The 12,665-nt window shown below is 72.7% G+C and carries 14 protein-coding genes; 7 read left to right on the top strand and 7 right to left on the bottom strand.

Annotated features, from left to right (window positions below):
* Nucleotides 1-34: 34 nt before the first annotated feature.
* The 3 genes from ACFVHV_RS41270 to ACFVHV_RS41260 all read right to left on the bottom strand — a co-directional run bounded on the left by ACFVHV_RS41270 (nt 35) and on the right by ACFVHV_RS41260 (nt 2,197).
* Nucleotides 35-712 carry a hypothetical protein gene (locus ACFVHV_RS41270; protein WP_359898070.1) on the bottom strand — a complete coding sequence of 226 codons (678 nt, stop codon included), beginning with the start codon at nt 710-712 and terminating at the stop codon, nt 35-37.
* Nucleotides 713-806: 94 nt separating this feature from the next.
* Complete coding sequence (locus tag ACFVHV_RS41265; RefSeq protein ID WP_380358690.1) at nt 807-1,379, bottom strand: hypothetical protein; 573 nt, start codon at nt 1,377-1,379, stop codon at nt 807-809.
* A gap of 272 nt (nt 1,380-1,651) precedes the next feature.
* On the bottom strand, nt 1,652-2,197 hold the full coding sequence (locus tag ACFVHV_RS41260) for an RNA polymerase sigma factor (protein WP_359898066.1): 546 nt from the start codon (nt 2,195-2,197) through the stop codon (nt 1,652-1,654).
* A gap of 87 nt (nt 2,198-2,284) precedes the next feature.
* Between ACFVHV_RS41260 and ACFVHV_RS41255 the strand changes: the two genes are divergently transcribed.
* From ACFVHV_RS41255 to ACFVHV_RS41245, 3 genes are all read left to right on the top strand, one after another.
* The gene (locus ACFVHV_RS41255; protein ID WP_380358686.1) at nt 2,285-3,196 is read left to right on the top strand and encodes a serine/threonine-protein kinase; all 912 of its coding nucleotides are present in this window, start codon (nt 2,285-2,287) and stop codon (nt 3,194-3,196) included.
* Nucleotides 3,197-3,283: 87 nt separating this feature from the next.
* Nucleotides 3,284-4,171 carry an LLM class flavin-dependent oxidoreductase gene (locus ACFVHV_RS41250; protein ID WP_359898062.1) on the top strand — a complete coding sequence of 296 codons (888 nt, stop codon included), beginning with the start codon at nt 3,284-3,286 and terminating at the stop codon, nt 4,169-4,171.
* A gap of 91 nt (nt 4,172-4,262) precedes the next feature.
* Nucleotides 4,263-4,877 carry a hypothetical protein gene (locus ACFVHV_RS41245; RefSeq protein ID WP_380358683.1) on the top strand — a complete coding sequence of 205 codons (615 nt, stop codon included), beginning with the start codon at nt 4,263-4,265 and terminating at the stop codon, nt 4,875-4,877.
* Nucleotides 4,878-4,904: 27 nt separating this feature from the next.
* Here ACFVHV_RS41245 and ACFVHV_RS41240 read toward each other — a convergent pair whose 3' ends face one another.
* Genes ACFVHV_RS41240 through ACFVHV_RS41225 form a run of 4 tightly spaced genes read right to left on the bottom strand, consistent with a single transcriptional unit; the run spans nt 4,905 to nt 8,770 of the window.
* Complete coding sequence (locus tag ACFVHV_RS41240; protein WP_359898058.1) at nt 4,905-5,432, bottom strand: hypothetical protein; 528 nt, start codon at nt 5,430-5,432, stop codon at nt 4,905-4,907.
* Nucleotides 5,429-6,034 (bottom strand): hypothetical protein, encoded by a 606-nt coding sequence (locus tag ACFVHV_RS41235; RefSeq protein ID WP_380358680.1) that lies wholly within the window; start codon nt 6,032-6,034, stop codon nt 5,429-5,431. Before ACFVHV_RS41235 ends, ACFVHV_RS41240 begins: the two co-directional genes overlap by 4 nt.
* Nucleotides 6,031-8,313 carry a hypothetical protein gene (locus ACFVHV_RS41230; RefSeq protein WP_380358679.1) on the bottom strand — a complete coding sequence of 761 codons (2,283 nt, stop codon included), beginning with the start codon at nt 8,311-8,313 and terminating at the stop codon, nt 6,031-6,033. The genes ACFVHV_RS41235 and ACFVHV_RS41230 overlap by 4 nt, the downstream gene beginning before the upstream one ends.
* Before the next feature lie 13 nt (nt 8,314-8,326).
* Nucleotides 8,327-8,770, bottom strand: a complete 444-nt coding sequence (locus ACFVHV_RS41225) for a hypothetical protein (RefSeq protein WP_359898054.1) — start codon at nt 8,768-8,770, stop codon at nt 8,327-8,329.
* A gap of 215 nt (nt 8,771-8,985) precedes the next feature.
* Between ACFVHV_RS41225 and ACFVHV_RS41220 the strand changes: the two genes are divergently transcribed.
* The 4 genes from ACFVHV_RS41220 to ACFVHV_RS41205 are packed head-to-tail and all read left to right on the top strand — an operon-like array spanning nt 8,986 to nt 12,566.
* Entirely contained in the window at nt 8,986-9,963 is a 978-nt protein-coding gene (locus ACFVHV_RS41220) for an ABC transporter ATP-binding protein (RefSeq protein WP_359898052.1), read from the top strand.
* The gene (locus ACFVHV_RS41215; protein WP_359898051.1) at nt 9,947-10,846 is read left to right on the top strand and encodes an ABC transporter permease; all 900 of its coding nucleotides are present in this window, start codon (nt 9,947-9,949) and stop codon (nt 10,844-10,846) included. The genes ACFVHV_RS41220 and ACFVHV_RS41215 overlap by 17 nt, the downstream gene beginning before the upstream one ends.
* A gap of 27 nt (nt 10,847-10,873) precedes the next feature.
* On the top strand, nt 10,874-11,791 hold the full coding sequence (locus tag ACFVHV_RS41210; RefSeq protein ID WP_380358675.1) for an ABC transporter ATP-binding protein: 918 nt from the start codon (nt 10,874-10,876) through the stop codon (nt 11,789-11,791).
* Nucleotides 11,792-11,849: 58 nt separating this feature from the next.
* The gene (locus ACFVHV_RS41205; protein WP_359898047.1) at nt 11,850-12,566 is read left to right on the top strand and encodes an ABC transporter permease subunit; all 717 of its coding nucleotides are present in this window, start codon (nt 11,850-11,852) and stop codon (nt 12,564-12,566) included.
* Nucleotides 12,567-12,665 lie beyond the last annotated feature (99 nt).

The following is a 12,665-nucleotide window of genomic DNA, read 5'->3' as shown; positions in this document are numbered from 1 at the left end:
GAGCCGGGCCGCCGGGCGGGGGCGGGGCCGCCGTTCAGGAGGAAAGGCGGTTCAGTGCCGCGGTGGTGATGCCTTCGACGGCGGCCGGGGTGGAGCCGGGCTGGCCGGTGAGCTCGACGATGGCGACCCTGGTGCCGCTGCGCAGGACCGCGACCCCGCCGGCGGCGGTGCCGTCGCCGTTGTAGGCCGGGTACCAGCGGGCGGTGCCGCCGGTGACGGCCAGGCTGTGGGCCGCGCCGTAGTACCAGTGGCCGGCGGGCTCGTCCTGGCAGCCCTCGACGAGCGCGACGAGCTGCTGCTCCCAGGTGGCGGCCGCGGTCCCGGTGGGGGCGTTCGCGGCCGACTCGATCAGCATGCCCTTGGTGTCCAAGGTCCAGTGCACGGACGCGTACGCGGTGGCCTTGTCCTTGGTCAGGTCGTGCATCGTCTCCTCGCCGGAGCACGCGGAAAGCCCCTGGCGTCCGGTCAGCTCGATGGTCGCGCCGACCGGGTTCATGCCCTTCTGGAAGTCCTCGCTCTGGACAAGGTGGGCGGAGCCGAGTCCGGGCGCGGCGACCGCGGTGCGGTGCGGTGCGCTGTGCGCGGCCCCGTCGGCGGTGGCCGCCTGGGTGCCGACGACGCTGGCCGTGATCAGCGCGGCGGCGAAGCAGGCCGCGGCGGCGACCCGGTTGCGGCGAACGGACTTCTGCTGGACGGCCTGGTTCTCGGTCATCTGGTCCCCCTGCTGGTCGGGACGCCTGCTGCGCCCTCGTACAACCGGGGAGATGCCGCCGGGGGAGGGAAAGCCGGAGCCCGGAGCGGCTGTTTCACAGCTGTGACAGAGCGGCCCTGACGACGTGGTCCATCGCGGCCGTGCCCAGGCAGGCGTGGACGTTCAGCACTCCGTAGTGGCTGCCGCTGCGCAGCACGGCGATGCCGCCGCAGGGCTCCTTGCCCTCGGGCGCTCTGCCGGTGGTATTGAGGGTTCCCTCGTAGGTGCCCATCCAGCTCGCGGTGGCGTCCGGGGCGAGCTGCAGTGTCGTGGTCCTTCCGTAGACCCAGTGCCCTGGCGGTTCCTCCTTGCAGGGCACCTCCTCCAGCAGCAGGCGCTCGGTGAAGTTCTGCGCCAGGGAAGGGCTCGGGGCCTCGGCGGCGACCTCGCGGGCGACCTGGTCGACGCGGTCGGCGGCCGGCGGGGGGTCGCCTGGTTCGGTGCGGGGGCTGGTCGTCAGTCCGCGGAAGTGGGCGCCGGGCCCGCCCAGGGTCTGTTTGGGGGTCGTCTCGCCGGAGCAGGCCGAATTGGCGTCGAACACGTCGCCGTACCAGTCGGTGACGTGGATCTGCCCGATGCCGATGTCCGGGCCGAACGCCGCGGGTTCCACAAGGTTCGCGGTCGTCATCGGCCCGGTCGCACTGGTCGGAGAGGCGGAGCCGGAGGCCGAGGACGCGGGCGCCGGGACGGACCCGCCGGGCGTCGCGGGAGCGGACGCGCCCTGGGACGCCCCGCCGACCGCGGCACCCGATTGCGCTGCCGGGTGCGCGGTGTCGCCGGGGGGCGGTGGCAGGACGAACCGGCCGGCCGCCAGCCCGAGCGCGGCGGCCGCCACCAGGGCGGCGACGGCGGACCGGCGCCGGACGGCGACGCGGCCGCGGCCCGCCGGAGGGGCGCCGTTCACAGGCCGGTGACCAGGCGCTCGCGCATGAAGTGGCGGGCCCGGTCGATACGGTCCTTGACCGTGCTCAACGGGGCGTCCAGCTGCTCGGCCACCTGGACGTAGGTCAGGTCGCCCAGGTCGCGCAGCACGAAGGCCTCCACCAGGGCGGGGTGCTGCCGCTCCAGCGCGGCCAGCGCCTCCATCAGGTCGAGCCGGGTCCCGGCGATGACGCTGGTGGTGCGCGGGTCGACGGACTCGGGGAGGTCGGCGTGGCTGTCCTCGGCGCGCCGGCGCATCGAGCGGTAGGTGGACCGGGCGGCGTTCGAGGCGATCACCGTCACCCAGCCCTGGAAGGAGCCGCGGCCGCCGTAGTCGCCCAGGTGCGTGCTGATGGACAGCAGCGCGTCCTGCGCTGCCTCCTCCGCGTCGGCGTGGTGGGGCAGGAAGCGCGAGCAGCGGCGCAGCACCACCGGCCGCAGCTTGGCCAGCAGGTACTCCATCGACCCCGGGTCGCCCGCCCGAGCAGCCGCCACGAGCCGTTCCAGCTCGCCTTCCTCGAACATCCGGATCCCCCCGTGTCGTCCCGCCCGGCATGCCGTCCGTCGAACGGGAGTTCCGCACTCCCCCCGACTCCGGCAGAATGCTGCCACATGCGCAAGCTCGGCCGTTACCTCCTTCTGGAGCGGCTCGGAGCCGGCTCCTTCGCGACGGTCTGGAAGGCCTACGATCCGGAGCTCGACACCGAGGTCGCGGTGAAGGTGCTGGCCGAGAACTGGGCCGCCAACGCCGATGTGCGCGAGCGGTTCCTGGCGGAGGCGAGGCTGCTGCGCCGGATCGCCAGCCCGCGGGTGGTCCGGGTGCACGACGTCGGGGTGCAGGAGGACCGGCCCTACTTCGTCATGGACTACGTACGCGGCGGCACCCTGGCGGACCGGGTCGGCCAGTGCGACCCGCAGGAGGCGCTGCGGCTGGCCGCGGAGGCGGGCTACGCGGTCCAGGTCCTGCACGAGGCGGGCGTGGTGCACCGCGACGTCAAGCCGTCCAACCTGCTGCTCGCCACCGGCTCCGCGCCCGCCGCGGTGCTGGTGGCGGATCTGGGCAGCGCGAAGCAACTGGCCGACGCGTCCGGGCTGACGGTGACCACGGGCACGCCCGCGTACATGGCACCGGAACAGGCCTTCCAGACCGGCGGGTTCGACGGGAGGGCCGACGTGTACGCGCTGGCCGTCGTGGCCTACGAGCTGCTGACCGGGCAGAAGCCGTTCGGCCCGGGCGGACGCGCCACAGCCCTGATGACCGGCCGGTCCACCGCCTCGACGCTGCCGGTGCTCCCGGCCGGAACGGAGCTCCCGCCGAACATCGCCCTGCTGCTACGGGCCGCGATGTCCGTCGAGCCGGCGGACCGACCGCCGACCGCCCAGGCCTTCGCGGACGCGCTGCTGGCTCCGGTCCCGCAGTCCCGGCGCCTGGAAGGCCCGGGGTGGCTGACCCCGCGCGCGGTCTGTCTGGCGTCGGGCGCGGTGTTCACGGCGACGACCCTGCTGAGCTGGCTGCGGCGTTGAATCCGGCAGGGGGCCGGTCCGCACCGGCCCGAACGGCGTCCCCGACGAGCGGGCCCGGCCGCTGACGGCTGCCGTAGGGTCGGCGGTATGCGACTGAGCACCGTGATCCTCCCCGTCCACCGGTGGAGCGAAGGGCAGAAGATCTGGCGGCGGGCCGAGGACCTCGGCTTCCACACCGCGTACACCTACGACCACCTGTCGTGGCGGTCCTTCCAGGACGAGCCGTGGTTCGGCTCGCTGCCGACGCTGACGGCGGCGGCCTGCGCCACCGAGCGGCTGCGCCTGGGCACCCTGGTGACCTCGCCGAACTTCCGGCACCCGGTGACGCTGGCGAAGGAGCTGATCACGCTGGACGACGTGTCCGGCGGCCGGTTCACGCTGGGGATCGGGGCCGGCGGGACGGGCTTCGACGCGACGGCGCTGGGGCAGGAGGCGTGGTCGCCGAGGGAGCGGGCGGACCGACTGGGGGAGTTCGTGCCGCTGCTGGACGAGCTGCTGCGCAGCGACGCCACCACGCGCGAGGGCACGTACTACTCGGCGGTCGAGGCGCGGAACATCCCCGGCTGCGTGCAGAGCCCGCGGCTGCCGTTCTACGTGGCGGCGACCGGCCCGCGCGGGCTGCGGCTGGCCGCCGAGCACGGGCAGGGCTGGGTGACGTACGGCGACCCGAAGGGCCCGGCGGACGTGCCCGTCGAGCAGGCGCCCGGCGTGATCGCGCGGCAGATCGAGAAGCTGGCGGCCGCCTGCGAGGAGCGGGGCCGGGACGTCGCGACGCTGGAGAAGGTGCTGCTCCAGGGCTCGACCGCGGAGAAGCCGCTGCAGTCGGTGGAGGCCTTCGTCGACTGGGCGGGCACCTACCGGGAGCTGGGCGTCACCGAGCTGGTGATCCACTGGCCGATCCCCGACTCGATCTTCGCCAACGACCTCGCCGTCTTCGAGGAGATCGCCACCGAGGGCCTCGCCCGGCTGGGCTGAGCCCCGTCGGCGGGGCGGGCGTCGGCCCGGGGCGCTAGTCTGTCGGCCGCATACCGAACTGATCATGCGTCACCACGGGGGTTCCTTCGTCATGCCTTCTTCCAGCTCCGGCTCCAGGAGACTTCTCACCACCGCCCTGGTCGCCGCCGCGGCGTTCGGCCTGGCCGCCTGCGGCCCCGACGACAGCGCGGACCAGGGCGCGGGGGGCGGGGCGACCACCGCCGCCTCCGCCGCGCCCACCGCCGCCCCGGCCGGCGCCGCGAGCCAGGCGCCGAGCGGCAAGCCCGCGGGGACCGGCAAGCCCGCCGCGACGGGCACGCCGTCCGCCGACGGCGAGCCGGAGGGCTTCTGCACCCACGGGCCGCTGCCCGCCGGGCAGAAGTGGGTCTACCCGGCGAAGGGCACCAGCGCGACGACCCTGGTCTACAAGGACACCAAGGACGCCTGCGGCGTGAACGACGTCGTCTTCGAGCCGGTGGGGGCGGACAAGAGCGCCCCGTTCGCGCCCACCGCCAAGGGCCACCTGAGCTCGGTGCTGGCCCCGCCGAAGGACGTCAACCTGGCCGACCTGGTGAAGCACGTCAACGAGTGCCTCGCCGCGCCGCACAACGAGAAGGGCTCGTACCCCTGCTCGGCCGGTGACTACAAGGTGGCGATCGACCCCTCCGGCAAGGTCACCGAGCTGTGGGAGCGGGCCCACAGCTGACGGGCGCCGGGAGCGGCGCCGGCCGGCTCACATCACTTCGAGCCGTTCGGCGCCGCCCGCGCAGCCGAGCTGCCGTTCGGCGGCCCGCTCGGCGAAGCCGCCCGCCAGTTCTCCCATCCGCTTCCGGCCGGGGCCGTCGGGAAGGTGCCCGCCGTCCTTCACGGTGATCCTGAGGACGGCCCGGTAGGCCTCGGTCCGGCCGTTCACCGAGCAGCCGAAGGCGGCCGCTCCGAGGGTGTCGCCGCCGGACCGCACGTCCCCGAACTCCGCGTCGGCGGTCAGCGACCGCCCGTCCTCTCCGGAGATCCGGCAGTGCAGGGACGGCTTGACCTCGGCCGTCGCCGACGTGTACTCCGTGACCGCGAAGACCCGGGGGGCCCGGCCGAGCAGCCCGGCGACGGCCGGGTCGTCCAGCAGGCCCCGGCACTCCCCGTGCGACAGGGAAACGGCCGGTGGCCGGTACGCGCCGTGGTCGAGGTACAGGTGCCAGCCGAGCAGGCCGCCGCCGAGCAGCAGCGCCGTCGCGCCGGCGAGCAGCGCCTGGGAACGCTTCATGAGCACCGGTCCTTCCTCGCCTCCACCAGCGCGGCCCGGGTGAGCTCTTCGAGGTCGGCCCGGCCGCCGTCGCCGGAGGCGCGGGCGGCCTCCCCGGCGGTGACCTCCAGCTGGACGTAGTCGTTCGAGGTGTACTTCCCGCCCAGGCAGCTCGCGGCCACGGCCGCGCCGCCCGGCCACGAAGTGCCGAGGCCGGCGATGTCGAAGGCGCGCGCCTGCGGGTGCTTGGCGCCCTCGGCGGTGAGGGCGAGCTCGCCCTGGCGCCGGACGGACGTGAAGGTGATCGCACCGCGTCCGTCGACCCGGACGACACAGGTCTGCGGGTCCTGGCCGATGAGGGCCTTCGTCTCCTCCTCCACGTCCTGGCCGCCGTCGGGCAGCAGCCGCGCGAGCGGGGTGCCGTCGCCGGTGGGCATCCGGCAGAGGTGGGCGGCCCGGCCGGGCGGGTCGGCGGGGCGGTGGCCCCGCCAGTCCAGGTAGCCGACGGTCCCGGCCCCCAACACCGCGAGGACCAGCACGCGGGGGAGCCACCACCGGCTGTCGAGGCGCCACCCCCACCGGTTCGTCAGGAAGCGGCCCCACCGGGCCGCGAGGTCCTTCACGCGCCGCCCTTCGCGTGGTTGACGTGGTTGTTGACGACCCCGTTGCTGTAGCCGTTCATCACGTTGATCCCGGCGCTCTCGGCGAGGCGGTTGACGTCCTCGCGGCTCATCCCGGAAGTGCCGCCGGCGTCCTTGACGGCCTGCTTGACGCTGCCCACCGCCTGGTTCTGTCCGCTCGCGTTCTCGTCGCGCGCCGTCTGGTCGCCGGCCGCCGTGGTGTCCTGCTTGTTGGCCTCGATCACGCTCTCGGCGATCGAGTCGATGATCTGGTCGGCGACCTCGCCGCCCAGCGGGATCTTGTCCGTCACGGTGCCGATGACGGCGCTGAAGGCGTCCTTGCCGTAGCCGACGTTCTTCTCCAGCGCCTCGTTGAACTCCTTGTCGGACTCGGCGTGCTTGTAGTGCACCTCGTCGACCCGGGCCTCGTTGAGGATGCCGCTGGCGATCCCGCCGGCGTGGGCGATGTTGTTGATGTCGACGTTGAGCCGGGCGAAGTCGGTCTGCCCGCCGTCCATGTGGCCGCGGATGAGGGCGGTGGTGTACGCCTGGTTGGCGTTGACCACGGCGCCGTAGGACTCCGGATCGCGCCCGAGCGCGTCCATCAGCCCCTCCACGGAGGACTTGCCGAGGTTGGCCGGCGAGCCGTTGACCGGCAGTTCGTGGGTGAGGGCGAGCGCGTTCTGCACGTCGCCGATGTACTCGGCGGTCATGTGCCCGAGGCTGCCCCGCATGGCGGCGAGCTTGCCGTCGCCCTTGATGTCGTCCAGTCCGCCGTCGTCGCCGTGCCGGCCGAAGGTGTCCACGACCCGCTTCATCAGGTCGGCCTGCTCGGTGGTGTGCCGCTCCGGCGGGACGGGCCCGGGCTCGTCGTACGGGTGGCCGGTGGTGGCGGCCTCCAGGGCGCGGCCGAAGGCGGCCGGCCCGGCCTGCTTGCTCGCGTCCCACACCTTGGAGTCCCGCGAGGTCGTGTCCGGGATCCAGTCCTTGTCGTGGGCGTAGTAGTCGAAGTAGTCCGAGGGCTTGGGCTTGCCGCCCTGGTTGACCGTGCCGTCCTGGTTGTACGCGGTCGGCTGCTCGGTGAAGAACTTGTTGGCGGCCTCCGGGCTGTGCGCGAGCGCCTCCAGGACGGCGGTGGTGGGACGGAAGCCGGAGCCCGCCTCGTCGCCCCCGGTCAGGTTGAAGCCCTGGATCTTGGAGCCGGGCGGCGGGGCCGGCCAGTACCTGTCCTGGGTGTCGAGCTGGGTGACGTGCTCGGCGATCGGGTTGATGAAGTGGGCGTCGTAGTTGCCGTTCATCAGGATGCCGGAGAGCACCTGGTAGCCGTACGGCACGTAGTCCAGGCCGGAGGCCCGGTAGGGCTTGTCCCAGACCGGCTGGGACCCGGCCTTGCGCAGCGCGGCGGACCACTCGTCCGACAGGTGCGGCTCGTTGGTGGTGCGGGTGGCGGTGGCGAGGGTGAGTCCCAGGTTCTTCTGGAGGTCCTGGTAGGCCTTCCAGCGCGGGGACTTGTCGTCGCGGGGGTGCGCCGGGTCGCCGACCATGCCGTTCCAGGACTTGATCAGGCCGTCCGGGCCGAGGTCCTGGTAGAACTTGGTGGCGAACTTCGGGTCGTTGCCGTGCGAGGCCAGCAGCGAGTTCAGCTCGGTGAGTTCGGGCTCGGTGATGTCGCCGCCCTTGGCGGCGAGCTGGGCGGCGCGCTTGCCGTCGGCCTCGGGTCCGCCGCCGATGGCCTTGCCGTTGAAGGACTTCTGCCCGTCCGTCATGCTGTCGGCGCGCAGCGCGTAGGCGATCCGCTCGTCGGCGGCGGCGGCCTCGGCGACGGCGGCGTCGATCGCCTTGCGGGCGGCCTCCGCCTTGTCGCCCCACTCCTTCTGGTAGTCCCGGAGGGCCTCGTAGTCGTGCCGGGTGGCGTTGTCGGCCGGGGGCCAGCTGACGGTGCCGTTGTCGGTGACGGTCAGCCCGGCCGTGCGGGCGTCCGCGACCGCCTTGTCCAGTTTGGTCTTCGCCGCCTTGAACTCGGTCGACGCCTCCGTGAAGATCGAGGCGAAGGCGTTCGCCTCGGTGACGGCGGCGGTCAGCTGCTCGTTGGTGCGCTGCAGGCCGGGGCGGGCCTGGTCGGCCGAGGGGCCGGTCCAGCAGGCGGAGTTGACCTGGGCGATGACCGTTCTGTCCCAGTCGTCGTCCATGGACTTGAGCTTCTGGGCCACGGTGGTCCAGGCGGTGGCGGCGGTGTCCAGGACGCCGAAGTCGGCGGTGCTGAGCTCGTGGAAGTCGACCATCGCTGCTCTTCTCTCAGGCGCCGAGGTCGTGCTGGACGGCCGACTCGTTCTGGCGGTAGTTGGTGGCGGTGGCGCGCAGCGCCTGGGTGGTCTGCCCGATGGTGCCGCCGAGCGCGGCGACGCACTGGTCCCAGGTGCCGGCGGCGCCCGCCGCGGCCTTGCCGGTGCTCCAGTTGGCGAGCGAGGTGGAGACCTTGGCGGTGGCCTCGTCGGCGCCCCGGCCGTCGGCGTTGAGGCGGGCGTGGATCTGGTCGGAGTTGTTCCCCGCGGTGGTCAGCGCGTTGGGGTCGGCGCTGAAGCCGGTCCCGCCCCCGCCGCCTCCCCCGCCCGGTGCCGAGGCCGAGTTGAGCTGCGTGCGGGCCGTCTCCTGGGCGCGGGCCCGGTCGGTCAGGTTCCCGTCCGCGTCGTAGGCCCAAGGGTTCATCATCCGGTCGAACGCGGTCGCCCGATCAGACATGTCGATCGATCCCCTCCCGTGCCGGCACGCTGTTCCGGCACCCCCGTTGGCAAAGAATGTGGCAAGTACGTCAAGAGTTCGACAAAGGGTACAGGCGGGTTCCGGTTTTGCCGAACCCCTAGGGGAGAGGGGGGCCGACGTCATACCGCAGCAGCAGACGGGCTCGTCATTCGAGCTCATGACCCCTGCCGCGCAAGACCGTTACGGTGGTCGGCGTGTCCACAGCTGTCATCAAGACGGACGGCCTCACCAAGAGGTTTCCCCGGGTCACCGCGCTCGACCAGCTCACCGTCGAGGTGCGGCCGGGTGTGGTCGGCCTGGTCGGGGCCAATGGCGCGGGCAAGTCCACTCTGATCAAGATCCTTCTCGGGCTCGCCCCGGCGACCTCCGGCCGGGGCGAGGTCCTCGGCCTGGACGTCGCCACCCGCGGGTCCGAGATCCGCGCGCAGGTCGGCTACATGCCCGAGCACGACTGCCTGCCACCGGACGTCTCCGCGACCGAGTTCGTGGTGCACATGGCCCGGATGGCGGGCCTGCCCGCCACCGCCGCCCGTGAGCGCACCGCGGACACCCTGCGGCACGTCGGCCTCTACGAGGAGCGGTACCGCCCGATGGGCGGCTACTCGACCGGCATGAAGCAGCGGGTCAAGCTCGCCCAGGCGCTGGTGCACGACCCGAAGCTGGTGCTGCTGGACGAGCCGACCAACGGCCTCGACCCGGCCGGCCGGGACGAGATGCTGGGGCTGATCCGCCGGGTGCACACCGACTTCGGCATCTCGGTGCTGGTCACCACCCACCTGCTCGGCGAGCTGGAGCGGACCTGCGACCACCTGGTCGTGATCGACGGCGGCAAGCTGCTGCGCTCCTCCTCCACCGCCTCCTTCACCGAGGCGACGGCCGTCCTCGCGGTCGAGGTCGGCGACCACCCGGAGGACCACGGCCTGGAGCCGGGCCCGGCGGTCCGCGAGCGGCTCGCCGCGGTCGGCCTGTCCGTCCAGTCCGAGGGTTCGCACCAGCTGCTGGTCCGGCTGGCCGACGAGTCGACGTACGACACCATCCGCGACGCCGTCGCCGAACTGGGCCTCGGCCTGGTCCGGTTGGAACAGCGCCGGCACCGGGTCGCCGAACTCTTCACCGACTCCCAGGACACCGAGCAGAGCAAGGGAGGGACGAACGATGGCGCTGCCTCCTGACACCAGGTCCGCCGACACCGGCGTCATCCACGACATCGGCTACCGCGGCTACACCGGCCCCCGGCTCGGCCGCTCCTACGCGACCCGCGCGCTCTTCACCCAGAGCCTGCGCGCCGCGTACGGCCTCGGACGCTCCGGCAAGTCCAAGGTGCTGCCGATGCTGGTGCTGGGCGTGGTGACCGTACCCGCGCTGATCATGGTGGCGCTCTCGGTCGTGATGAAGCGCGAGGAGCTGCCGGTCGAGTACGCCGGCTACCTCTCCATGCTCAGCCTGGTGGTCTCGGTCTTCCTCGCCTCCCAGGCGCCGGTACTGCTCTCCCGGGACCTTCGCTACCAGACCGTCCCGCTCTACTTCTCCCGCCCGATCACCCGCACCGACTACGTCCGGGCCAAGTTCGGCGCCATGGTCTGCGCCCAACTGCTGCTGATGGCGGCCCCGTTGCTGGTGCTGTACATCGGCGCGCTGCTCGGCGGGATGGACTTCGGGCACAACACCGGGCACTTCCTGTACGGCCTGGTCGCGGCCGTCCTGTACGCGGTGGTGCCGACCTCGGTCGCCCTGGTGATCGCGGCCGCCACCCCGCGCCGCGGCTTCGGGGTGGCCGCCATCATGGGCTACCTGGCGGTCAGCGCCGCCCTGGGCGCCGCCGCGGTCGGGATCAGCAACCCCAGCACGACCGGCTCCGACACCGCGCAGTGGATGTCGCTGATCTCGCCCACCGACCTGGTGGAGTCCCTGGTCAACGAACTGTTCGGCCTCGGCGAGGGATTCGACCGCCGGCACGCGCCGGGCGGCCTGGGCCTCGCCGTGTTCGCGCTCGTCGCGGTGGCCATGGTGGTCGGCTCGTACCGGCTGCTGCTGCGCCGCTATCGCAGTGTCTAATCCAACTGCAGTGTCTGAGAGGGCGGCATGGCCACCATCAGCATCGACAAGGTCTCCCGCTGGTTCGGGAACGTGGTCGCGGTCAACGACATCACCATGTCCATCGGCCCCGGCATCACCGGCCTGCTCGGCCCCAACGGGGCGGGCAAGTCCACCCTCATCCACATGATGAGCGGCTTCCTGGCCCCCTCCAGCGGCTCCGTCACCCTGGACGGCGCGCCGATCTGGCGCAACCAGCAGGTGTACCGGCAGATCGGCCTGGTGCCCGAGCGGGAGTCGATGTACGACTACCTGACCGGCTGGGAGTTCGTCCTCGCCAACGCCGAACTGCACGGCCTGCCCCAGCCGGGCGCCGCCGCCGCCCGGGCGCTGGACCTGGTGGAGATGGCCTACGCCAAGGACCGCCGCACCGGCACCTACTCCAAGGGCATGAAGCAGCGGGTCAAGATGGCCTCCGCACTGGTCCACGACCCGTCCGTCCTGCTGCTCGACGAGCCCTTCAACGGCATGGACCCGCGCCAGCGGCTCCAGCTGATGGACCTGCTGCGCCGCTTCGGCGCGGACGGCCGGACCGTGCTGTTCTCCTCCCACATCCTGGAGGAGGTCGAGCAGCTGGCCCGGCACATCGAGGTGGTGGTCGCCGGACGGCACGCCGCCTCGGGCGACTACCGCAAGATCCGCCGGCTGATGACCGACCGCCCGCACCGCTACCTGGTCCGCTCCAGCGACGACCGCCGGCTCGCCGCCGCGCTGATCGCCGACGGCTCGACCACCGGCATCGAGGTGGACGAGCGGGAGCGGGCGCTGCGGATCGAAGCGGTGCACTTCCAGGGCTTCACCACCCTGCTGCCGAGGGTCGCCCGGGAGGCCGGCATCCGGCTGTACACCGTCTCCCCGGCGGACGAATCGCTGGAGAGCGTCTTCTCCTACCTGGTCTCCGCATGAGCGGGCACGTGAGCGCCGCCGCCAGGACCGTCGTTGCCCAGGAAGGGGCGGACCGACCATGAACCCCACCGTCGCCAGGCTGACCCTGCGAGGGCTGCTGGGCCGCCGCCGCGGCCTGCTGCTGCTGGTGGTCCCCGCCCTGCTGCTGATCGTCGCGGCCATCGCCAGTGTGTCCAGCGCCGACCCCCACGAGACGGCCGGCAACATCCTCGGGGCCCTCGGCCTCGGCACGCTGATCCCGATCCTCGGGCTGGTCGTCGGCACCGGGGTGATCGCCAACGAGATCGACGACGGCTCGATCGTCTACCTGCTCGCCAAGCCGCTGCCCCGGTGGCGGATCGTCACCACCAAGCTGGTCGTCGCGATCGGCGTCACCTGGCTGTTCTCGGTCGTCCCGACGCTGCTGGCCGGGCTGCTGCTGGTCGGCACCCAGGACGGCGTGGCGCTCGGCTACACCGTGGCGGTGCTGGTCGCCGGCGCCGCGTACAGCGCGCTGTTCCTGCTGCTCGGCGTGGTCACCCGGCACGCGGTGGTGGCCGGGCTCGCGTACGCCCTGATCTGGGAGTCGACGGTCGGCAACTTCGTCGAGGGCGCCCGCACGCTGAGCATCCAGCAGTGGGGCCGCTCGGTGGCCGAGGCGGTCGCCGGGCAGAACGCGATCACCTCCGACGTCTCGCTCGCGGCGGCCGTGCCGCTGCTGCTGGTGGTCACCGTCGCGGCGACGGTGTTCGCCTCGGTGAAGCTGGCCGGGATGACGCTGGCCGGCGAGGAGTGAGCCCGGCCCGGCACTGAGCCCCCGTACGGCAGTGGGCCCGCTAGGGCAGTGGACCCGGTACGGCAGTGGGCCCCGGACACCTGAGGGTGTCCGGGGCCC

This window comes from Kitasatospora sp. NPDC127116, from assembly GCF_042677365.1.
Classification (GTDB): Bacteria; Actinomycetota; Actinomycetes; order Streptomycetales; family Streptomycetaceae; genus Kitasatospora; species Kitasatospora lactacystinica.
This window is presented reverse-complemented; position numbering and strand designations above follow the sequence as displayed.

Excerpts from the sequence above, each read along its gene's own strand:
- ACFVHV_RS41270 (WP_359898070.1), bottom strand. The coding sequence starts at position 712 with ATGACCGAGAACCAGGCCGTCCAGCAGAAGTCCGTTCGCCGCAACCGG.
- ACFVHV_RS41265 (WP_380358690.1), bottom strand. The coding sequence starts at position 1,379 with ATGACGACCGCGAACCTTGTGGAACCCGCGGCGTTCGGCCCGGACATC.
- ACFVHV_RS41260 (WP_359898066.1), bottom strand. The coding sequence starts at position 2,197 with ATGTTCGAGGAAGGCGAGCTGGAACGGCTCGTGGCGGCTGCTCGGGCG.
- ACFVHV_RS41255 (WP_380358686.1), top strand. The coding sequence starts at position 2,285 with ATGCGCAAGCTCGGCCGTTACCTCCTTCTGGAGCGGCTCGGAGCCGGC.
- ACFVHV_RS41250 (WP_359898062.1), top strand. The coding sequence starts at position 3,284 with ATGCGACTGAGCACCGTGATCCTCCCCGTCCACCGGTGGAGCGAAGGG.
- ACFVHV_RS41245 (WP_380358683.1), top strand. The coding sequence starts at position 4,263 with ATGCCTTCTTCCAGCTCCGGCTCCAGGAGACTTCTCACCACCGCCCTG.
- ACFVHV_RS41240 (WP_359898058.1), bottom strand. The coding sequence starts at position 5,432 with ATGAAGCGTTCCCAGGCGCTGCTCGCCGGCGCGACGGCGCTGCTGCTC.
- ACFVHV_RS41230 (WP_380358679.1), bottom strand. The coding sequence starts at position 8,313 with ATGGTCGACTTCCACGAGCTCAGCACCGCCGACTTCGGCGTCCTGGAC.
- ACFVHV_RS41225 (WP_359898054.1), bottom strand. The coding sequence starts at position 8,770 with ATGTCTGATCGGGCGACCGCGTTCGACCGGATGATGAACCCTTGGGCC.
- ACFVHV_RS41215 (WP_359898051.1), top strand. The coding sequence starts at position 9,947 with ATGGCGCTGCCTCCTGACACCAGGTCCGCCGACACCGGCGTCATCCAC.
- ACFVHV_RS41210 (WP_380358675.1), top strand. The coding sequence starts at position 10,874 with ATGGCCACCATCAGCATCGACAAGGTCTCCCGCTGGTTCGGGAACGTG.
- ACFVHV_RS41205 (WP_359898047.1), top strand. The coding sequence starts at position 11,850 with ATGAACCCCACCGTCGCCAGGCTGACCCTGCGAGGGCTGCTGGGCCGC.